This window comes from Ruegeria sp. AD91A, from assembly GCF_003443535.1.
Taxonomy (GTDB): Bacteria; Pseudomonadota; Alphaproteobacteria; order Rhodobacterales; family Rhodobacteraceae; genus Ruegeria.
The window spans coordinates 3,284,298-3,303,568 of the sequence record NZ_CP031946.1; the positions used below are offsets into that span (position 1 = coordinate 3,284,298).

Below are 19,271 nucleotides of genomic sequence, written 5' to 3' on the forward strand. Positions count from 1 at the left end.
TTCCTTTTGTCAGAGCATTCCGGCGGCACGCACCGCCTGAACCGAGGGACGTGCCTCCATCGCCTCACGGAAGGCGACGATTTTGGAAAAGGCCGAAACATCGACTCCGTCGCCTTCAAGCCAGCTGCACACCACGAACAGGTAAGCATCGGCCAGCGAGAACGCCTCGCCCAGCACAAATGGTCCACGCAGCCCGCTCAACGAGATGTAAGTGCAGGATTCGGTCATCGTTTGCGCGACCTTGTCTTTCATGTCCTTCCAGCTGGATTTCTTGTCGGCCCAGCGGTGCCCGCGCAACTTGTGCGCATGATTCACATGCATGGTCGAGGCAAGGTAGAACATCACTACGCGCATCCGCGCGGCCATCACCGGATCGGGAGGCACCAGCCCTGCTTCGGGGGCCTTGGCGGCAACAAACTCCAGCAAAGCCCCGGTTTCGGTCAGGATGCCTCCATCAACGACCAGCGCAGGAACGCGGCCCTTGGGATTGATCTGTTTGTAGGCCGGTTTCGTCTGCTCGCCCCCGGCGAAGTCGAGCTTGATTGCTTCGTATTCCAGTCCGGCCTCTTCCAGGGCAATCGCAACAGCGACCGAGATGGTACGGGGTGCATAGTAGAGCTGCATCAGGCGTCTCCGGTCTGGTTACAGGTGGGTCTGCGCGAACTGTCGGTCAGGGGCTTCCAAATGCGGTACGGCATTGAAAAGAACCGGGCTCAGTTGAGCGCCAATCGGGTGCAGACGATGCATTGACGTGTTCATGATGGCAAGGGCCACCCGTGCCATTGACGGGATATCCAACCCCATCGCCTGACGCACCACCATCGAAATTAACCCGCCTGAGGTCACGACAATGGCCGATCCGCCCTCGGTTCCGATCTCGTGCAGCGCGTCGCGCACGCGCGTCTCGAATTCTACGAAAGTTTCCGGCGGGTTCTCGATTTCGCCATTGGCCCAGGCCGCAAACGTTTTGGGCAGATGTTCGACAAAACCTTCGCGGTCCGTGGGGATCGCGACACCGTGTTGGTCCTCGAACAATTGCGCCAGCGTGAAATACTCGATCTCGTTCAGTCGTGCGTCGCGGATTGGATTGGGCAAGTCCATACTGGCCGCTGTCTCGGCGTGGCGGTTCAGGGTGCCGCAATAGACCCGGGTATAATGGCTGCGGGTATCACGCAGATGCGCCCCCAGCCAGCGGGCCTGCTGATGCCCCAAGTCGCTGAGCCTGTCGTAACTTACCTCGTCCCGTGCTGTTGTGTTTGCCTGCCCGTGACGCACCAATGTGATATGTGACATGTCGGTCCCTCTTGCGCCGAAGTCTTAGGGCAGGTTCCCCTCCGGTGCCAGAGGGGTTTCATGTCCGTTGAAAAAAACCTCGCCCCTTTTCTGTTTCTGGCTATGGTTCGCCCCGTACAAGTCTTCGGAGGGGTTTATGACCGTCGATCACACGCGTTTTCTGACCGACCTGCATAAGTTGCGTGAATTCGGTGCATCGGGTGTGGGCAAGGGGGTTGTCCGCCCCGCCTATTCGGACGCGGATATCGCCGCGCGCCAGTGGCTTGCCGGACGTATGCGCGAAGCAGACCTGACCCCGCAGTTTGACCCGGTTGGCAACCTGTTCGGATTGGCGACCGGCCCCTCGCTGCTTTTGGGATCACATTCTGACAGTCAGCCTGAAGGCGGCTGGCTGGATGGTGCGCTGGGCGTCATTGCCGCGCTGGAAATCGCACGTTCCAGCGACCGGCCCGTTTCGGTTGTCAGCTTTCAGGACGAAGAGGGGCGGTTTGGTGTGACCACTGGCTCGGCCGTCTGGTCGGGCGGGTTACCTCTGGAAAAAGCCGATGTGTTGACGGATGGGGCCGGTGTCAGCTTTGGCCAGGCCCGATCATCCATGGCAGACCTGGCGCAAGGTTTCGTGGACCCGTCCCGTTTCACTGGCTTCATAGAGATGCATATCGAACAGGGCCCCTCGCTGGACGCGTCTGGAGGCCAGATTGGCGTGGTCACCGATATCGTTGGCATCCGCGATATGTCGATCACCTTCGAAGGTCAGCAGAATCACGCCGGCACCACTCCCATGCACCTGCGCCGTGACGCATTTCAGGCCCTGTCCCTGTTCAACACCCGGCTCAATGAGCGGTTTCGCAATGTTGTCACCCCGCAGACTGTCTGGACTATCGGGCGGGTCGACCTGCATCCAAACGCATCGGCCATCGTGCCGGGACGGGTTCGCTTCTCGATGCAATGGCGCGATGGTGATGCAGACCGTTTGGCCCGGATGGAGGAGATCATTCGAGCGACAGCTCATGAGACGGCCGAGGAACTGGGACTGAATTTGGACTACGACCCGATGCTGGGGCTGGAACCCGTCGCCATGGATCAAACCTTGCGCCGCGCACTCGAAAACGGTGCGGAGCGGGTCGCTCCGAATAGGTGGCGCACAATGCCGTCAGGGGCCTTGCACGATGCCACCAACGTTTCTCGATTGATGCCGGTCGCGATGGTGTTCGTGCCCTCGATCGGCGGAATCAGCCATGACTTTGCCGAAGATACGGCAGAGGCCGATTTGATTGCGGGGCTCGAAGTTCTGGATCATGCCGTGCGGACACTCTCCACTTGAGCGTCACTTTGCAAAATACTGCCGAAGAAGATGTTGCATCAGCGGAGAAGTCCCTCTTCTTGGCTTTTGGCAAGATGAATGGATTTTTACCCGGTGAAAACGAGGACTGTTGCCTAACGGAAAAAAGTTTCCTATAGGAACATTCATGGTGCATGCGTCTGTATACCGCCTCTTCTTCGGATCGGTGTTTCACTAAAAACCGGGTGGAATCATTGCATTCTATGCGGCTTGGGGCAGACTGACTGTCATGCATTTTGACCTTTAAATAATCGGAAGTTGGCCGGATCATGACGTCACCGAAACGCACGCCCTTGTATGACCTTCACGTTGCTTTGGGTGGTAAGATGGTTGATTTTGCTGGGTGGGAGATGCCTGTTCAGTATCCTTTGGGGATTATGGGTGAGCATAAGCAGTGCCGAGAGAAGGCGGCGTTGTTTGATGTGTCTCACATGGGTCAGGTTATTCTGCGCGGCGAGAATGTGGGTGAGAAGCTGGAAGCTTTGTGCCCGCAGGCTTATGCGACGCTGAAGGAAGGCAAGGCGCGGTACGGGTTTTTCACCAACGCTGACGGCGGGATCATGGACGATTTGATCGTGTCGAATGCGGGGGATCACTATTTTGTGGTGGTGAACGCGGCGCTGCGGCATCAGGACATTCCGCATATGCGTGACAATCTCGAAGGTGTCGAAGTGACCGAGATCTTCGACCGCGCGCTGGTGGCGGTTCAGGGGCCCAAGGCCGAGGATGTTGTCGGCGCGTTGTGCCCTGTTGCCCGTGACCTGAAGTTCATGGAAACCACCCTTGCTGATATCAACGGTGTCGAGTGCCGCATCTCGCGGCTGGGTTATACCGGCGAGGACGGCTATGAGATCTCGATCCCCGAGGACAAGGCGATCGAAGTTTCGAAAGCCTTCCTGGGGCATGAGGATTGCGAAGCGGCGGGTCTGGGCGCGCGCGACAGCCTGCGGCTTGAGGCGGGGCTGTGCCTGTATGGCAATGACATCGATCAGAGCACCTCGCCGGTCGAGGCGTCTTTGGGCTGGGCGATGCAGAAGCGCCGCAAGGAAGAAGGCGGCTTTCCGGGTGCGGAGCGTATCCAGCGCGAACTGGCCGAGGGGGCATCCCGCAAGCTGGTGGGGATCAAGCCCGACGGCCGTGCTCCGGCGCGCCAGGGTGTGGAAATCCAGTGCACTGAGGGCAACACGATCGGCCAGATCACCTCGGGCAGCTTTGGCCCGACGGTCGGAGGCCCGATCGCGATGGGCTATGTGTCCGCGGGCCATGGCGAGCCGGGCGAGAAGGTGAACCTGATCATCCGGGGCAAGGCGCAACCGGCGCAGATCGTGGCCATGCCCTTCGTCAAACAGAATTACAAGCGTTGAAGTCAGGAGAGAGACAAGATGGCAACCTATTATTCCGAAGAGCATGAATGGCTGAGCGTTGAAGACGACACGGCCACTCTGGGCATCACCAAACATGCCGCCGAGCAGCTGGGTGAAGTGGTGTTCGTGGAACAGCAGGAAGCGGGCGACGAGTTCGAAAAAGGCGGCGAGATCGGCGTGATCGAATCCGTCAAGGCGGCGTCCGAGTTGTATGCTCCGGTCGATGGCGAGATCACGGAAGTGAACGAGGCGCTGGCCGACAATCCCGGTGCGCTGAACGAAGATCCCGAGGGCGAGGCCTGGATCTACAAGATCAAGATCAGCGATGCATCCCAGCTGGAAGAGCTGATGGATCTGGACGGCTACAAGGCCCTGATCGGGTAAACCCAAACGGAGTCCCGGCACGGGGCTCCATCGTTTTAACTTATGCCGCCGAATTTGGGCTCCGCCCGTTCGGGCCTGAAACTGTCCACCGGACAGTTTCCGGGACGGCCCTTACTCCCCGCCGGAGGCTCCTGCCAGAGCGGCCGGGCGAGACATTCCTTGAGGAGCGCTACACATGGCCTTCAAACTGACCGACTACGAAGCCTATGACTTTGCCAATCGCCGCCATATCGGGCCCAGCCCGACCGAGATGCGCGACATGCTCAAGGTGATCGGCTTCAAGACGCTGGACGAGCTGATCGACGCCACCGTCCCGCCTGCGATCCGGCAGAAAGAGCCGCTGGACTGGGGTCCGGCGATGACGGAACGCGATGCGCTGTTCCATATGAAAGAGGTGGCGAGCAAGAACAAGGTTCTGACCTCGCTGATCGGTCAGGGCTATTACGGCACCACCACCCCGGCGCCGATCCTGCGCAACATCCTGGAAAACCCGGCCTGGTACACCGCCTACACGCCCTATCAGCCCGAGATCAGCCAGGGCCGTCTTGAGGCGCTGCTGAACTTCCAGACCATGGTCAGCGATCTGACCGGGCTGGACGTGGCCAACGCGTCCTTGCTGGACGAAGCGACAGCTGCGGCCGAGGCGATGGCGATGGCCAAGCGCGGCGGCCGGTCCAAGGCCAACAACGCGGCCTTCTTCGTCGACAAGAACTGCCACCCGCAGACCATCGCGGTGATCAAAACGCGCGCCGAGCCTTTGGGCATCGACGTTCAGGTGGCCGATCCGGACACGCTGGATGCAGGTTCCGTCTTTGGCGCGATCTTCCAGTATCCCGGCACCCATGGCCATGTGCGCGACTTCACCAACGAGATCGCGGCGCTGCACGAACATAAAGCCATCGCGATTGTCGCCGCCGACATCCTGTCGCTGGCGCTGCTGAAATCGCCCGGCGAGATGGGCGCGGATATCGCCATCGGCTCGACCCAGCGCTTTGGCGTGCCGATGGGCTATGGCGGGCCCCATGCTGCCTATATGGCGACCACCGACAAGCTGAAGCGGTCCATGCCGGGCCGGATCATCGGTGTCAGCATCGACAGCCGGGGCAACAAGGCCTACCGCCTGTCGCTGCAGACCCGCGAGCAGCATATCCGCCGCGAGAAGGCGAACTCGAATGTCTGCACCGCGCAGGCGCTGCTGGCGGTGATTGCCTCGATGTATGCCGTCTATCACGGCCCCGACGGCATCAAGGCCATCGCGCAATCGGTGCACCGCAAGACCTCGCGTCTGGCTGCCGGTCTGGAAGAGGCTGGCTTTGCCGTCGAACCGGAAGTGTTCTTCGACACCATCACGGTTGAGGTCGGCCATCTGCAGAATGTGGTGATGGAGGCCGCCGTGGCCCGCGGCGTCAACCTGCGCAAGGTGGGCGAGACCCGGGTCGGCATCAGCCTGGACGAGCAGACCCGCCCCGAGACCATCGAGGCGGTCTGGGGTGCCTTCGGCATCGACCGCAAGGATGACAGCTCGAACAAGCAATACCGCCTGCCCGATTATGCGCTGCGTGAAAGCGAATATCTGACCCACCCGATCTTCCACAAGAACCGGGCCGAGGCCGAGATCACCCGCTATATGCGCCGCCTGGCCGACCGTGACCTGGCGCTGGACCGGGCGATGATCCCGCTGGGGTCCTGCACCATGAAGCTGAACGCCACGATCGAGATGATCCCGGTCACCTGGCCCGAGTTCGGCAATCTGCATCCGTTCTGCCCCGAAGATCAGGCGCAGGGCTATCACGAGATGATTGCCGACCTGAACGACAAGCTGTGCCAGATCACCGGTTATGACGCGATCAGCCAGCAACCCAACTCGGGCGCGCAGGGCGAATATGCGGGTCTCCTGACCATCCGCAACTATCACTTCGCCCGCGGGCAGGGTCAGCGCAATGTCTGCCTGATCCCGACCTCGGCGCATGGCACCAACCCGGCCTCGGCCCAGATGGTGGGCTGGCAGGTCGTGCCGGTGCAGGCGGATGAGAACGGCAATATCGACGTCGCCGACTTCCGCGCCAAGGCGGAAAAGCACTCCGATCATCTGGCCGCCTGCATGATCACCTACCCGTCCACCCATGGCGTGTTCGAGACCACCGTGCAGGAGGTCTGCCAGATCACCCATGATCACGGCGGTCAGGTCTATATCGACGGCGCCAACATGAACGCGATGGTGGGCCTGTCGCGCCCCGGTGACATCGGCGGAGACGTCAGCCACCTGAACCTGCACAAGACCTTCTGCATCCCGCATGGCGGCGGCGGCCCTGGCATGGGCCCGATCGGCGTCAAGGCGCATCTGACCGAGCACCTGCCCGGCCACCCGGAATACGGCACCGCCGTGGGGCCGGTCTCGGCGGCGCCCTTCGGCTCGCCCTCGATCCTTCCCGTCTCGTGGGCCTATGTGCTGCTGATGGGTGGCGCCGGTCTGACCCAGGCGACGAAAGTGGCGATCCTGAACGCCAACTACATCGCCGCGCGTCTGCAGGACGCCTATCCGATCCTCTATACCTCGGAAACGGGCCGGGTGGCGCATGAATGCATCCTCGACACCCGTCCGCTGGACGCCGAGGCGCATGTCTCCGTGGATGACATCGCCAAGCGCCTGGTCGATTCAGGCTTCCACGCGCCGACCATGTCCTGGCCGGTGGCCGGAACCCTGATGGTCGAACCCACGGAATCGGAACCCATGGCCGAACTGGACCGCTTCTGCGACGCCATGCTGTCCATCCGCGCGGAAGCCCAGGACATCATCGACGGCAAGATCGACGCGGACAACAACCCGCTGAAAAACGCCCCCCACACGGTGCGCGATCTGGTCGGCGACTGGGACCGCCCCTACACCCGCGAACAGGCTTGCTTCCCGCCGGGCTCCATGGGCGTCGACAAATACTGGTCACCCGTCAACCGCGTCGACAACGCATACGGCGACAGAAACCTCGTCTGCACATGCCCCCCAATGGACGCATACGAAGAAGCAGCGGAATAAAATCGAAAACCCCGCCGGACTTCGGCGGGGTTTTTCGCCAATCGGAAACTCCTGTTCCGATCTGAGCCCTTTTTTGATGTCGTTTTCACTCAACGAAGAGTCTTTTCCGCTTGCTGCGGGTGCGAAGGACCCATAGCCCTGTGCGTGGGACACCCCTCCCCAACGAGGGGCGTGTATCTGGAAGGGTAATACACATGACGATCGAACAACCGGCGACGCGGCCGGCAAATCCGCGTTTTTCTTCGGGCCCCTGCGCCAAACCCCCCACATTTGATCTGACCAAACTGGCCGATGCCGCCCTGGGGCGTTCGCACCGTGCCGCTGTTGGCAAGGACAAGCTGAAGGCGGCCATTGAGGGCACGCGTGAGATCCTGGGCATTCCAGCTGATTACAGGATTGGCATCGTCCCTGCGTCTGACACCGGCGCGGTCGAAATGGCGCTTTGGTCGTTGCTGGGCGAGCGCAAGGTCGAGATGCTGGCGTGGGAGAGCTTTGGGTCCGGTTGGGTCACCGATGTGGTCAAGCAGCTGAAAATCGATGCCGAGATAAAGACCGCCGACTACGGGCAGATCGTTGATCTGGCGTCTGTTGATTTCGCCAATGACGTGGTTTTCACATGGAACGGCACGACCTCGGGCGTGCGGGTGCCGAATGGCGACTGGATTGCGGATGACCGTCAGGGTCTGACGATCTGCGATGCGACCTCGGCGGCCTTTGCGATGGACCTGCCCTGGGACAAGCTGGATGTGACCACGTTCAGCTGGCAGAAAGTGCTGGGTGGCGAAGCGGCCCACGGGATGCTGATCCTCAGCCCTCGTGCGGTGGAGCGGTTGGAAAGCTACACCCCCGCATGGCCGTTGCCCAAGATCTTCCGCCTGACCAAAGGTGGCAAACTGATCGACGGCATCTTTACCGGTGCGACGATCAATACGCCGTCGATGCTGGCGGTTGAGGATTATCTGTTCGCGCTGGATTGGGCGCGCTCGGTCGGTGGCCTGCAGGGCCTGATTGCCCGTGCGGATGCCAATGCCGGTGCGGTACATGCGTTCTGCGCGCAGAACGATTGGATCGCCAATCTGGCCGAGGATGCGGCAACACAGTCGAACACATCCGTCTGTCTGAAATTCACAGATGCCCGTATTCAGGACGGCGCAAGCTTTGCCAAGGCTGTGGCCAAACGGCTGGAAGCCGAGAATATCGCGCTGGATATCGGTGCCTATCGCGATGCGCCTGCGGGCTTGCGAATCTGGTGCGGCGGTACGGTCGAGACCTCGGATATCGAAGCGATGCTGCCTTGGCTGGCATGGGCCTTTGAGGCCGAAATCGCGGCGCAAACAGAAGCCGCCTGATCGCATCCCATCTTCACCGGGCCGCATCGGCCCGGACTTCTCATTACATTCAAGGACCACAGACATGGCTCCCAAAGTACTCGTTTCCGACAAACTCAGCGAAACCGCTGTTCAGATTTTCCGTGATCGCGGCATTGACGTGGATTTCATGCCCGATCTGGGCAAGGACAAGGACAAATTGGCCGAGGTGATCGGTCAATATGACGGTCTTGCCATCCGCTCGGCTACCAAGGTCACGCCGACCATTCTGGAAAAAGCCGACAAGCTGAAGGTGATCGGCCGCGCCGGAATCGGCACTGACAATATCGACAAGGAATCGGCGTCGAAAAAAGGTGTGATCGTGATGAACACGCCATTCGGCAACATGATCACCACCGCAGAACACGCGATTGCGATGATGTTCGCCGTGGCGCGGCAAATCCCCGAGGCCTCGACTTCGACCCATGCGGGCAAGTGGGAAAAGTCCAAGTTCATGGGGATCGAGCTGACGAACAAAACGCTCGGTGTCATTGGTGCGGGTAACATCGGCGGCATCGTGTGCGAGCGCGCGCTTGGCCTGAAGATGAAAGTCATCGCCTATGATCCCTATCTGGGGGAAGAGAAAGCCGCCAAGATGGGCGTGGAAAAGGTTGAGCTGGACGAGTTGCTGTCCCGCGCCGACTTCATCACCCTGCACGTGCCGCTGACGGATCAGACCCGTAGTATTCTGAGCCGCGAGAACCTCGCCAAAACCAAGAAGGGTGTGCGCATCATCAACTGCGCTCGTGGTGGTCTGGTAGATGAGGAGGCGTTGGCAGAGGCGCTGCAATCCGGTCACGTTGCGGGTGCCGCGTTTGACGTGTTCAGTGAAGAACCCGCCAAGGACAACCCCTTGTTCAACCTGCCCAACGTGGTCTGCACGCCACATCTTGGTGCGGCAACGACTGAAGCGCAGGAGAATGTGGCGCTGCAAGTGGCCGAGCAGATCTCGAACTACCTGCTGACAGGTGCGGTCGAGAACGCTTTGAACATGCCCAGTGTGACGGCGGAAGAAGCCAAGGTGATGGGGCCGTGGATCAAGCTGGCCGGCCATCTCGGCAGCTTCATCGGCCAGATGACCGATGAGCCGGTCAAGGCGATCAATATCTTGTATGATGGTGTTGCTGCTGAAATGAACCTGGCGGCGTTGAACTGCGCCGTGGTCGCCGGGATCATGAAAAAGTTCAACCCCGAGGTGAACATGGTGTCGGCCCCGGTTGTCGCCAAAGAGCGCGGGATCAAGATCTCGACCACCAATCAGGACAAATCGGGTGCTTTCGAGGGCTATATCAAAGTCACCGTTGTGACCGACAAGCGCGAGCGTTCCATCGGTGGCACCGTGTTCAGTGACGGCAAACCTCGTTTCATCCAGATCAAGGGCATCAATATCGACGCTGAGGTCGGCGCCCATATGCTGTACACCACCAACGAAGACGTGCCGGGCATCATCGGTGCTCTGGGGCGGACAATGGGTGAGAACAACGTCAACATCGCGAACTTTACCCTGGGTCGATCCGAGGCCGGCGGAGAAGCGATTGCGTTGCTTTATGTTGACGAACCGGTTCCGGCTGAGGCACGCGCCAAGCTGGCGGAAACGGGTCTGTTCACACAGATCAAGCCGTTGGAGTTTGATGTCACCTGACGTGGCCTGTAGAGTTTGAGAAACAGTTCAGGACCCGGTTGACCGAAGGCCCGGGTCCTTTGTTTTCTCAGGCTGCAATCTGCGGCACAAGCAAGCTGAACCTTACCGTCGGAGGATCTATGACACAGCCTATCTACGTTGTTGGTGATCTGCACGGGCAGGTGGCCGAGCTGGAGCGCGCGCTGTCTCTGATCCAGGGCGATGGCGGCCCGGATGCCCAGATCGTGTTTCTGGGTGATTACGTGGATCGCGGCCCCGACAGCCGCGGGCTGATCGAGCGCCTGATTGCCGGGCGCGATTCGGGCCTGAACTGGATCACTCTGCTGGGCAACCATGATCGCATGTTCGCCTGGTTCATGGAGGGCACGCCACGTCACGATCCGCATTTGCTTGTCGGGTATCATTGGCTGCATGAAAGGCTGGGCGGGGTCGAGACCCTGCGCAGTTATGGCGTGGAATTCGAAGGCCAGATCCGTCTGGAAGATCTGCATCAGATGGCGCAGGCGGCGGTGCCGAAATCGCACCTTACCTTTCTGCGCGATCTGGTTCTGATGCATCAGACGCCCGGGCTAGCCTTTGTTCATGCAGGCATTCGTCCGGGCGTGCCGCTCAAAGAGCAGCGCGCCAACGATCTGGTCTGGATCAGGCAGGATTTCCATGCCCATCCGGGCCCGCATCCCAAGCTGATCGTGCATGGTCATACTCCGGTGGATCGGGCAACGCATTATGGAAATCGCGTCAATCTGGACACAGGTGCCGGATACGGACGCCCGGTGGGTGTTGCGGTGTTCGAAGGGCAGTCCTGCTGGGAATTGACCGATCAGGGCCGTTTAGCGTTGACCCACTAAGTCACCCCGTTCGGGTAGGACACTGGAGATTGAATATGTATGTCGCCACTTTGCTGACCAATCCGGCAGCGCCGTCGCTGGACAGCGCATTGACTGAGTCCTTGCGTAATGCGTGGGGTGGTGGAGAGGCCCTCTGGCTCAACCCGGATGAGGCGGCAGAGTTTGAGTTGAACGCCATCCCCGACAATCGGTGGGACGTTTGGGCAGACCTGCAAGGGATGGGAGTGGATCTGGTTGTGCAACCCGCGCAAGGACGGCGCAAACAGATGCTGCTGGCCGACATGGACAGCACGATGATCCAGCAGGAATGCATCGACGAATTGGCGGATGAGGCCGGCGTCGGCGACCGGGTCAAGGACATAACGGCTCGCGCCATGAACGGAGAGCTTGATTTCGAAGGTGCCCTGATCGAGCGGGTTGGTTTGCTGAAGCATTTGGATGAAAGCGTCATCGGCAAAGTTCTGCGGGAACGGATCACTCTGATGCCCGGAGGCAGGGAATTGCTGGCGACGATGCGGGCCAACGGGGCCTATACAGCATTGGTATCCGGTGGCTTTACGGCCTTTACCGCGCGGGTGGCAGAGCTTTTGGGATTCGATGAAAACCGCGCCAACACTTTGCTGGCTGAAGATGGCAAGCTGACCGGAGACGTCGCGCGTCCTATTTTGGGGCGTCAGGCCAAGATCGAAGCGCTCGAGCAGATTACGGCGCGGCTTGGCCTGTCTGAAAGTGACGCGATCGCCGTGGGTGACGGGGCCAACGACCTTGGAATGCTTGGTCGGGCCGGAACCGGGGTTGCCCTTCATGCCAAGCCGTCGGTGGCCGCGAAATGCGACGTGCGGGTGAATCACGGCGACCTGACGGCGCTGCTTTACCTGCAAGGCTATTGCCGCGCCGATTTTGTAGGCGGCTGATCAGGACTATCTTTTATTTAACATGTGTGTTAAATAATGGATATGAGCACACTTCTGACCACGTTTTCCGCTTTGTCCGATGCCACCCGATTCTCGATTGTCGAGCAATTGATGGAGCAGGGCGAGCTGCCTGCCGGTGATCTGATCGAAGGGCGCGGCATGTCCGGCGCCGCGATTTCACGCCACCTCAAGGTGCTGCGCGAAGCCGGGTTGGTGCAGCAGCGTGTGCAAGGCACACAACGCATGTATTCCATCCGATCCGAAGGATTGCGGGCGATTGCCGACTGGACGATTTCCAAGCGGCAATTCTGGGAAGGTAGCCTCGACCGTCTGAGTGATATTATCGAAAGGGAGAATTCATGGCCGACCTGAAACTGGAGCGGGAATTCCCCGTCAGTCCCGAAGAACTGTTTGCATGGATCAGCGATGGTGCCAAGCTGTTGCAATGGTGGGGGCCCGAAGGGATGCACGTGCCGGAACACAACCTGGATTTCTCACGCACCGGCCCTTGGTATTCGGTGATGGAGAATGGCGAGGGCCAGCGATACAAGGTCTCGGGCCACGTGACACATGTCGACCCGCCGAAGTCGGTGGGTTTTACATGGGGTTGGCATGACGATCAGGATCAACGCGGTGCCGAAAGCCATGTGACCCTTTCCGTTGCTGCGACCGAAAGCGGTGCCCACCTTGTGCTGGACCACCGCGAATTGGCCGATGCCGAAGCAGCCGCGAACCACAATCAGGGTTGGACGTCTTCGCTGCGCAAACTCGAAGCACTTTGCAAATAGGATTTCATCAGGGAGGAACGATATGCCCCAGTTTTTGTTTGTCTATCATGGGGGGCACACCCCGACCGACCCCGCCGAGATCGAGGCGACCATGGCCGCTTGGGGGGCTTGGTTTCAAAATATGGGCGAAGCCCTCGTTATCCCCGGCAACCCGGTTGGGCAGTCTCACACTGTCAGCAGCAACGGAGTGGTCGATAACGGCGGCGCGAACCCGGCCTCGGGCTTCACTGTGATCAAGGCTGACAGTATCGACGCTGCGACCGAGATGGCCAAAGGCTGCCCGATGGTCGCCAACGGGACAGGCTCGGTTGAAGTGGCCGAAATCCACGAAATCGAGATGTAAGGGCCTTAGTCAGGGAAACCCGTTGCTGGTTTGATCACGCCGCATTCCAGCCCGCGACGGCTGTATTGCGTGGCGTTCATGAATCTGCGGGTGGCCGGGTGATCGGCCTCCAGCACGCCAAGGCTTACCAGTATCGCGGCGATCGCACATTCACTGGCGCGGGTGGTGCCATCGGTGATCTTCAGCGCAACGCCCATGCGTTTTTCCGGGACGATGGCAACGAACACGGCCTCGGCCCCGGTCTTGATGGCAACACGTCCGTTCATCGCGCGCATCAGCTCGGTGCAGGCCCGGGTCTCACCGGCAACAAGTTCCGGGTGTTTGACCATGGCCCCAACCAGCTGAGCTGCCGCGTCGCTGGAGCGATCAGACCTATCCGAAGCGCTGGCAAACCATGCCATCGACCGCGCCAGGCCGACGAGCGATGTGGCGAAATTCGGGGCCGAACAGCCATCGATGCCGTATGCCGGGCTGGTCTCGCCCGTCGTTTCTTCGATGGCAGACAGACAAGCCTGTTGTACCGGGTGATCAATCTCAAGATACTCCGGCCCTGCGCCCATGTGCTGGCCCAGAGTCAGAAAGCCGCAATGCTTGCCGGAACAATTGTTGTGGATCTGGCAAGGCGTATCGTCGGCCAGGATCAGCCGGTCGCGCGCGGCTGTGTCAGCGGGCTCTTGTGGGCCGCACCGCAGATCGTGCTCGTTTAACCCCAGATGGTCCAGCCACGCCGTCACGCGACCCGTGTGGATCGCTGCCCCATTGTGCGAGGCGCAGGCCAACGCCAGGTGTTCGCTGGTCAGCCCGTATTTCGCCGCCGCCCCTGATGTGACCAACGGAAGCGCTTGAATCATCTTGGCGGATGACCGCGGGTATATGATGGATTGTGGGTCGCCCCAACTGCGCACGATCTGACCCGTGTCATCGCAAATCACCGCATGACCCAGATGAAGACTTTCCAGCAGCGCGCCGCGCCAGAGTTCTGTCATGGGTATGGGCTGCGTCATCTGGACCTCCGAAATTTATGCGCAAAATTCTGCCAATCGCCCTTTCGCCTGTGGCGAAACCTGCGTTAGTGTGTGTATGTCGGCAATCATCGGAAGACGCAAACGAATAGACGAACCGGCAGGGTTCGCAGACGTGTCCGATGGGTATGAGGTAAGGGTCGAGCTAGGAGGCTGGACAAATGGGATCAAAGCTCGTTCGTACGATTGCGGGCCTGTGTGTGGCAGGCATCGCCGCGACTTCTGCAATCGCCCAACAGGCGACAAGCACAAACCGTGTTGCTGCAAAAACGGATTGGAGCGTTTTTGTCGAAGACGATCCCACCGAATGCTGGAGCGTCTCGGCACCCAAGGAAACCGTGAACACCCGTGGTGGACGCGTGGTTTCTGTACGGCGCAGCGATATCCTGCTGTTTGTGTTCTATCGTCCGAATGCCGAGGTAAAAGGCCAATTGACCTTTACTGGCGGCTATCCGTTTGCTGCGGGTTCGACGGTTAACCTGAATGTCGACGGCACCGAGTTCGAACTGTTCACGGAAGGCGAATGGGCCTGGGCCGCATCGGATGCGGATGATGCCAAGATCATCACCGCCCTGAAACGCGGAACCGAGGCTGTTCTGACCGCCCGGTCCGAGCGCGGGACGCAGACGAAAGACACCTTCTCGCTGCTGGGCTTTACCGCTGCGATAGAAGACGCTGAGAAGCGCTGCACCAACTGATCTCAGTGTGCCGATTGTTCAAATGGCCCCGCTTGGTCGCGGGGATTTTGACGTTTGGTCATCTGCCATTTTTGATCCGTATCAAGGTTTCGCATCCGGCAACGTGAACTAAGTGGTTCAGCCATTGAGAGAGGACATCGTGATGAAACAGAAAACTTGGATCGCTCTGGTTCTGGCCGCATCCGTCGCAGCACTGAGCGCTTGCGAGAAGACCGCGGATTCCTATCCGATATCGGGCGAGCAATGTGGCCCGGAAGATCCGGTTCAGACCCTGGACGCCAATGATTGCTACACACCGCCGCCGGTAAACTGATCAAAAAGGCCCGGCATGTACATCGTGCCGGGCCACTCAGCTTAGGAAACCTTTTGATCTTTGCGCAGGTTCCTATATAGAGGCGCATCCCAAGCCCGATTCCTTTGAGATACGCCAATGTCGCCCAAAGCGCCGATCACCCAAGACGTCATGACCATCCCGCGCAAACTGCCCGACGGGAAGGTGAACCTTGTCGGTCTTTCGCGCGACAGGTTGCGCGAGACCTTGATTGAACACGGCACGCCCGAGAAACAGGCCAAGATGCGCACAGGCCAGATCTGGCAATGGATCTATCAATGGGGTGTGCGCGACTTTGCCCAGATGACCAATCTCGCCAAAGCCTATCGTGCACAACTGGCCGAGCATTTCGTGATCGAAATCCCCGAGGTGGTGACACGTCAGATTTCCGAGGATGGCACCCGCAAATACCTGTGTCGCATCGCCGGCGGGCATGAGGTCGAGGTGGTCTATATCCCCGAGGACGATCGCGGAACCCTGTGCATCTCGTCTCAGGTAGGCTGTACGCTGACCTGTTCATTCTGTCATACCGGAACTCAGAAGCTTGTACGAAACCTGACATCCGCCGAAATCGTAGGTCAGATCATGATGGCCCGCGACGATCTTGAGGAATGGCCGACCCCCGGCGCACCCAAGGATGAGACCCGCCTGCTGTCAAACATCGTTCTGATGGGCATGGGTGAGCCACTATACAATTTCGAAAACGTCCGCGACGCGATGAAGATCGCCATGGACCCCGAGGGGATTTCCCTGTCGCGTCGTCGTATCACACTCTCGACCTCGGGCGTTGTGCCCGAAATTGCCCGCACGGCAGAAGAGATCGGCTGCTTGCTGGCGATCTCTTTCCACGCCACCACCGACGAGGTGCGCGACGTTCTGGTGCCGATCAACAAGCGTTGGAACATCGAGGAACTGCTGAAAGCACTGGCCAGCTACCCCAACGTGTCGAACTCTGAACGGATCACTTTTGAATATGTGATGCTGGATGGTGTGAATGACAGCGACGAAGATGCGCATCGTCTGATCGCCCACATCAAGCGCCACAACATTCCGGCCAAGATCAATCTGATCCCGTTCAACGAATGGCCCGGGGCGCCGTACAAGCGCAGTTCGAACAACCGTATCCGCGCCTTTGCCAACATCATCTACCAGGCAGGTTATGCCTCACCCATCCGCAAGACGCGCGGTGAGGATATCATGGCAGCCTGTGGTCAGTTGAAGTCGGCGACCGAGAGGGCGCGCAAATCGCGCAAACAAATCGAGGCCGAAACGGGCCTAAGCCAGTAGAGTTCGGCCGATCTCGGCCTTGCTTGGCCGGATCGCGCTTTAAGTGTTTTCCAGATCCGCCTGCACGTCATAAGTGTTTCTGTAAACTTAATGTTTCAGATGCTGAAACCACATGCAAAATTTGCTATATTTCCAGTGCCCGTCGCCGGGCTCTGCTTCCTCAAATTGATGCACAAGCCGGTGAACTGTCCGGGTCAGAGCTGGCAAGTTTTTGCGATACCGCTAGACTGTTCCAAGTGGTGTCAGAAGGCGCTCAGGCGAACTGAATTTCAGGTGGGCCACGATTATGAATAAAAGTTTTTTTACGATCATCCGTTACGGAGCCGCTGCGCTTGCTGTTGTCTCAGGTTCAGGCTTGGCCTTTGCTGAAGGTCAGGACGCTCATATCGCAATCGAAAACCCTGCCGAGCTGAGCAAGGAAGAGGCTCTGGAACACTACCGATCGCTCAATCGCCGCATGGCGCGTGGGTACGCCGTGGCACAACTGGACCTGATCCTAAACTACCAAAGCTGGCCGCTTTTCAACGATGCGCCCTATATCTCGGCAACGCACGGGCAGCGGTATGTGAACAGCTATGCCAATCGCATGGCGCATAACTACGGGACGTTGCAGGAAGGTGAAGAACTTCCCATGGGGTCGGTTCTTGCCAAGGACAGCATGACCGTGACGGATGAAGGTCACGTACATCCCGGGGCCATGTTCATAATGGAGAAGCTGAAGGAAGGTGCCAGCCCGGACACGGCGGACTGGCGTTACCTCATGGTCCTGCCGGACGGTTCGGTGTTTGGGGACACTATGGGCGACCGCGCTGGCGCCGTGGCGTATTGCCATGTCTGTCACGAACAGGTGGCAGATCGGGACTATACGTTTTACGTGCCGGAAGACTCTCGAACGCGCAACTGAACCGGCTCAGGCGTTTTCGCCCGGTAGCTTCAATTCCGTCGCCTCGCGGCGGCTGAGTTGTTCCCCTTGTTTTCGCTTGGACAGCACCTCACGGGCCAACGCGTATTTGTCGTCCTGCCAGAAGATCAGGCAACCGTTGCAGCCCTTACCGCAGCAGCCTTCTGTGCCGATGCGGTTGGTCTTGAACCGGCGTTCGTTGCCGTCTTCGCCGATCTTCTCGACCAGTTCGTCGCGGCGGCGCGCATAGGCCGCGGGATTGTCGCGGCCCGAGGTTTCCAATCCCTGCACCTGCTTGTCGAACCGAATGCGGCTCCAGTGTTCGTCGGTCAGGGCGCGTTCTTTGCGCAGCACTGAATAGATCGGAAAACGGGTGCGCAGATCGTCGGTATCCTCGTGGTCGAACAGGGTGAAAGGCAGGCGGATAACAGTTTTCGTGCTGCCGTGAACTGCGTCCACGCGCGCGTTGTCCGATGCGCGTTCAAAGTCGTAAACCCGCAGCAGAACCGTCTCGCGCGAGATGGGTGAGACGAAATCCAGCACATCACCCGGTTCAAGCTTGTTTTTCACCTCGACCAGAAACGCATCCTCGGTCACGTCGGTGACAATCCCGGCATATTCCCACTGTGTGATCGACGCGGTGTGTTCGTAATCATGCGCATAATTGGTCAGCCGGCCTTCGTGGAAGGCCAGCGTGTAGCCGCGATTTCCGACGGTTTCGAGTTCACGCATGTAAGGCTTGGGGTCCCAGTTTTCGGGGTCTGCGAAATAGTCATCGATGGCCATGCGATAAGCCCGCGCGACGATGGCGGCGTAATATTCCGATTTACCGCGCCCCTCGACCTTGAGGCTGTCAACACCGATCTTCAGGTATTCGTCCAGCTTGGGCATGATGCACAGATCACGCGAATTTAGGATGTACGAACCACGATCGTCCTCTTCGATGGGCATCAGATCACCGGGGCGGCAGCCTTCTTCCAGCAGGAATTCGAACAGGTCGGCGTTTTCCTCGGTGATCCGCAGTTCCTGATGGGTGCCGTCCTTGAGGCGCAGTTTCAGCCCATAGTTCCAGCGGCAGGAATTGGCACAATTGCCCTGATTGGCGCCGCGCTCGGCCATGAAGTTCGACAGCAGGCAGCGGCCCGAATAGGTCATGCACATGGCGCCGTGGACGAAGGCCTCGAGCTTGATGTCGGGGCATTTTTCGCGAATCTCGACCAGCTCGGGGTAGGAAACCTCTCGCGCCAGAACCACCAGCTCCGCGCCCTGATCCTGCCAGAACTTTACCGACAGCCACGAACAGATATTGGCCTGGGTCGAGATATGCAGTGGCAGTTCCGGTGCGCGGTCGCGGACGTACTGGAACACGCCGGGGTCGGCGATGATCAACCCGTCCGGCTGCACCTTGCGGACCGTGTCAATGTATTCGTCCAGCTTCGGGATGTCCTTGTTGTGCGAAAACAGGTTCAGCGTCAGATAGGCGCGCCGGCCATGGCTGTGGCAGAACTCGACCCCTTCGATCACCTCTTCCAGCGAGAGCTCGGATTTCGTGCGCAGCGACATATCGGGCGTGCCCAGATACACCGCATCCGCCCCGTAAAGGACAGCGAGTTTAAGCTTGCGCAGATTGCCCGCAGGCATCAGCAATTCAGATCTGGACTGAGTCATGGCGCTACCTGTCAAAGGATCAAGGCGGCCTTCTACGCCAAATAATTC

19 protein-coding genes are annotated in these 19,271 nt (G+C 59.5%); 15 read left to right on the forward strand and 4 right to left on the reverse strand.

Going from position 1 to position 19,271, the window contains the following annotated elements; translation table 11 throughout:
• Positions 1-9: 9 nt before the first annotated feature.
• Both D1823_RS16470 and D1823_RS16475 read right to left on the reverse strand, forming a co-directional pair.
• Positions 10-624 carry a glutathione S-transferase family protein gene (locus tag D1823_RS16470; RefSeq protein WP_117871888.1) on the reverse strand — a complete coding sequence of 205 codons (615 nt, stop codon included), beginning with the start codon at positions 622-624 and terminating at the stop codon, positions 10-12.
• 18 nt (positions 625-642) lie between these two features.
• Complete coding sequence (locus tag D1823_RS16475; RefSeq protein WP_117871890.1) at positions 643-1,293, reverse strand: histidine phosphatase family protein; 651 nt, start codon at positions 1,291-1,293, stop codon at positions 643-645.
• Between the two features lie 136 nt (positions 1,294-1,429).
• Between D1823_RS16475 and D1823_RS16480 the strand changes: the two genes are divergently transcribed.
• The 11 genes from D1823_RS16480 (at position 1,430) to D1823_RS16530 (ending at position 13,316) form a co-directional block, all read left to right on the forward strand.
• Positions 1,430-2,617 (forward strand): Zn-dependent hydrolase, encoded by a 1,188-nt coding sequence (locus D1823_RS16480; RefSeq protein WP_117871892.1) that lies wholly within the window; start codon positions 1,430-1,432, stop codon positions 2,615-2,617.
• Positions 2,618-2,901: 284 nt separating this feature from the next.
• Positions 2,902-3,999: a glycine cleavage system aminomethyltransferase GcvT gene (gcvT, locus tag D1823_RS16485; RefSeq protein ID WP_117871894.1), complete on the forward strand. Its 1,098-nt coding sequence runs from the start codon at positions 2,902-2,904 to the stop codon at positions 3,997-3,999.
• Positions 4,000-4,017: 18 nt separating this feature from the next.
• Positions 4,018-4,383, forward strand: a complete 366-nt coding sequence (gene gcvH / locus D1823_RS16490; protein WP_117871897.1) for a glycine cleavage system protein GcvH — start codon at positions 4,018-4,020, stop codon at positions 4,381-4,383.
• A 175-nt stretch (positions 4,384-4,558) separates the two neighbouring features.
• Complete coding sequence (gene gcvP, locus D1823_RS16495; protein ID WP_117871899.1) at positions 4,559-7,414, forward strand: aminomethyl-transferring glycine dehydrogenase; 2,856 nt, start codon at positions 4,559-4,561, stop codon at positions 7,412-7,414.
• A gap of 194 nt (positions 7,415-7,608) precedes the next feature.
• Entirely contained in the window at positions 7,609-8,763 is a 1,155-nt protein-coding gene (locus tag D1823_RS16500) for a phosphoserine transaminase (RefSeq protein WP_117871901.1), read from the forward strand.
• Between the two features lie 64 nt (positions 8,764-8,827).
• Positions 8,828-10,423: a phosphoglycerate dehydrogenase gene (gene serA / locus D1823_RS16505; RefSeq protein WP_117871904.1), complete on the forward strand. Its 1,596-nt coding sequence runs from the start codon at positions 8,828-8,830 to the stop codon at positions 10,421-10,423.
• A gap of 119 nt (positions 10,424-10,542) precedes the next feature.
• Positions 10,543-11,271 carry a metallophosphoesterase family protein gene (locus tag D1823_RS16510; protein ID WP_117872946.1) on the forward strand — a complete coding sequence of 243 codons (729 nt, stop codon included), beginning with the start codon at positions 10,543-10,545 and terminating at the stop codon, positions 11,269-11,271.
• Positions 11,272-11,306: 35 nt separating this feature from the next.
• Positions 11,307-12,185, forward strand: coding sequence for a phosphoserine phosphatase SerB (gene serB / locus D1823_RS16515; protein ID WP_117871906.1), 879 nt, complete (start codon positions 11,307-11,309; stop codon positions 12,183-12,185).
• 42 nt (positions 12,186-12,227) lie between these two features.
• A complete protein-coding gene (locus tag D1823_RS16520; protein WP_117872947.1) occupies positions 12,228-12,557 on the forward strand; it encodes a helix-turn-helix transcriptional regulator in 330 nt (109 codons plus the stop codon).
• Positions 12,545-12,973: an SRPBCC domain-containing protein gene (locus tag D1823_RS16525; protein WP_117871908.1), complete on the forward strand. Its 429-nt coding sequence runs from the start codon at positions 12,545-12,547 to the stop codon at positions 12,971-12,973. Before D1823_RS16520 ends, D1823_RS16525 begins: the two co-directional genes overlap by 13 nt.
• 22 nt (positions 12,974-12,995) lie before the next feature.
• Positions 12,996-13,316, forward strand: a complete 321-nt coding sequence (locus tag D1823_RS16530) for a YciI family protein (protein ID WP_117871910.1) — start codon at positions 12,996-12,998, stop codon at positions 13,314-13,316.
• A 5-nt stretch (positions 13,317-13,321) separates the two neighbouring features.
• Here D1823_RS16530 and D1823_RS16535 read toward each other — a convergent pair whose 3' ends face one another.
• Complete coding sequence (locus D1823_RS16535) at positions 13,322-14,320, reverse strand: asparaginase (protein WP_117871912.1); 999 nt, start codon at positions 14,318-14,320, stop codon at positions 13,322-13,324.
• Positions 14,321-14,499: 179 nt separating this feature from the next.
• Between D1823_RS16535 and D1823_RS16540 the strand changes: the two genes are divergently transcribed.
• The 4 genes from D1823_RS16540 (at position 14,500) to D1823_RS16550 (ending at position 17,558) form a co-directional block, all read left to right on the forward strand.
• Positions 14,500-15,036 carry an invasion associated locus B family protein gene (locus tag D1823_RS16540; protein ID WP_117871914.1) on the forward strand — a complete coding sequence of 179 codons (537 nt, stop codon included), beginning with the start codon at positions 14,500-14,502 and terminating at the stop codon, positions 15,034-15,036.
• 142 nt (positions 15,037-15,178) lie between these two features.
• Positions 15,179-15,349: a hypothetical protein gene (locus tag D1823_RS21970; RefSeq protein ID WP_162896866.1), complete on the forward strand. Its 171-nt coding sequence runs from the start codon at positions 15,179-15,181 to the stop codon at positions 15,347-15,349.
• Positions 15,350-15,466: 117 nt separating this feature from the next.
• The gene (rlmN, locus tag D1823_RS16545; protein WP_117871916.1) at positions 15,467-16,654 is read left to right on the forward strand and encodes a 23S rRNA (adenine(2503)-C(2))-methyltransferase RlmN; all 1,188 of its coding nucleotides are present in this window, start codon (positions 15,467-15,469) and stop codon (positions 16,652-16,654) included.
• Positions 16,655-16,940: 286 nt separating this feature from the next.
• Positions 16,941-17,558: a cytochrome P460 family protein gene (locus D1823_RS16550; RefSeq protein ID WP_117871918.1), complete on the forward strand. Its 618-nt coding sequence runs from the start codon at positions 16,941-16,943 to the stop codon at positions 17,556-17,558.
• Positions 17,559-17,564: 6 nt separating this feature from the next.
• Here the strand turns inward: D1823_RS16550 and D1823_RS16555 are convergent, their stop codons facing one another.
• The gene (locus D1823_RS16555) at positions 17,565-19,223 is read right to left on the reverse strand and encodes a U32 family peptidase (protein WP_117871920.1); all 1,659 of its coding nucleotides are present in this window, start codon (positions 19,221-19,223) and stop codon (positions 17,565-17,567) included.
• Positions 19,224-19,271 lie beyond the last annotated feature (48 nt).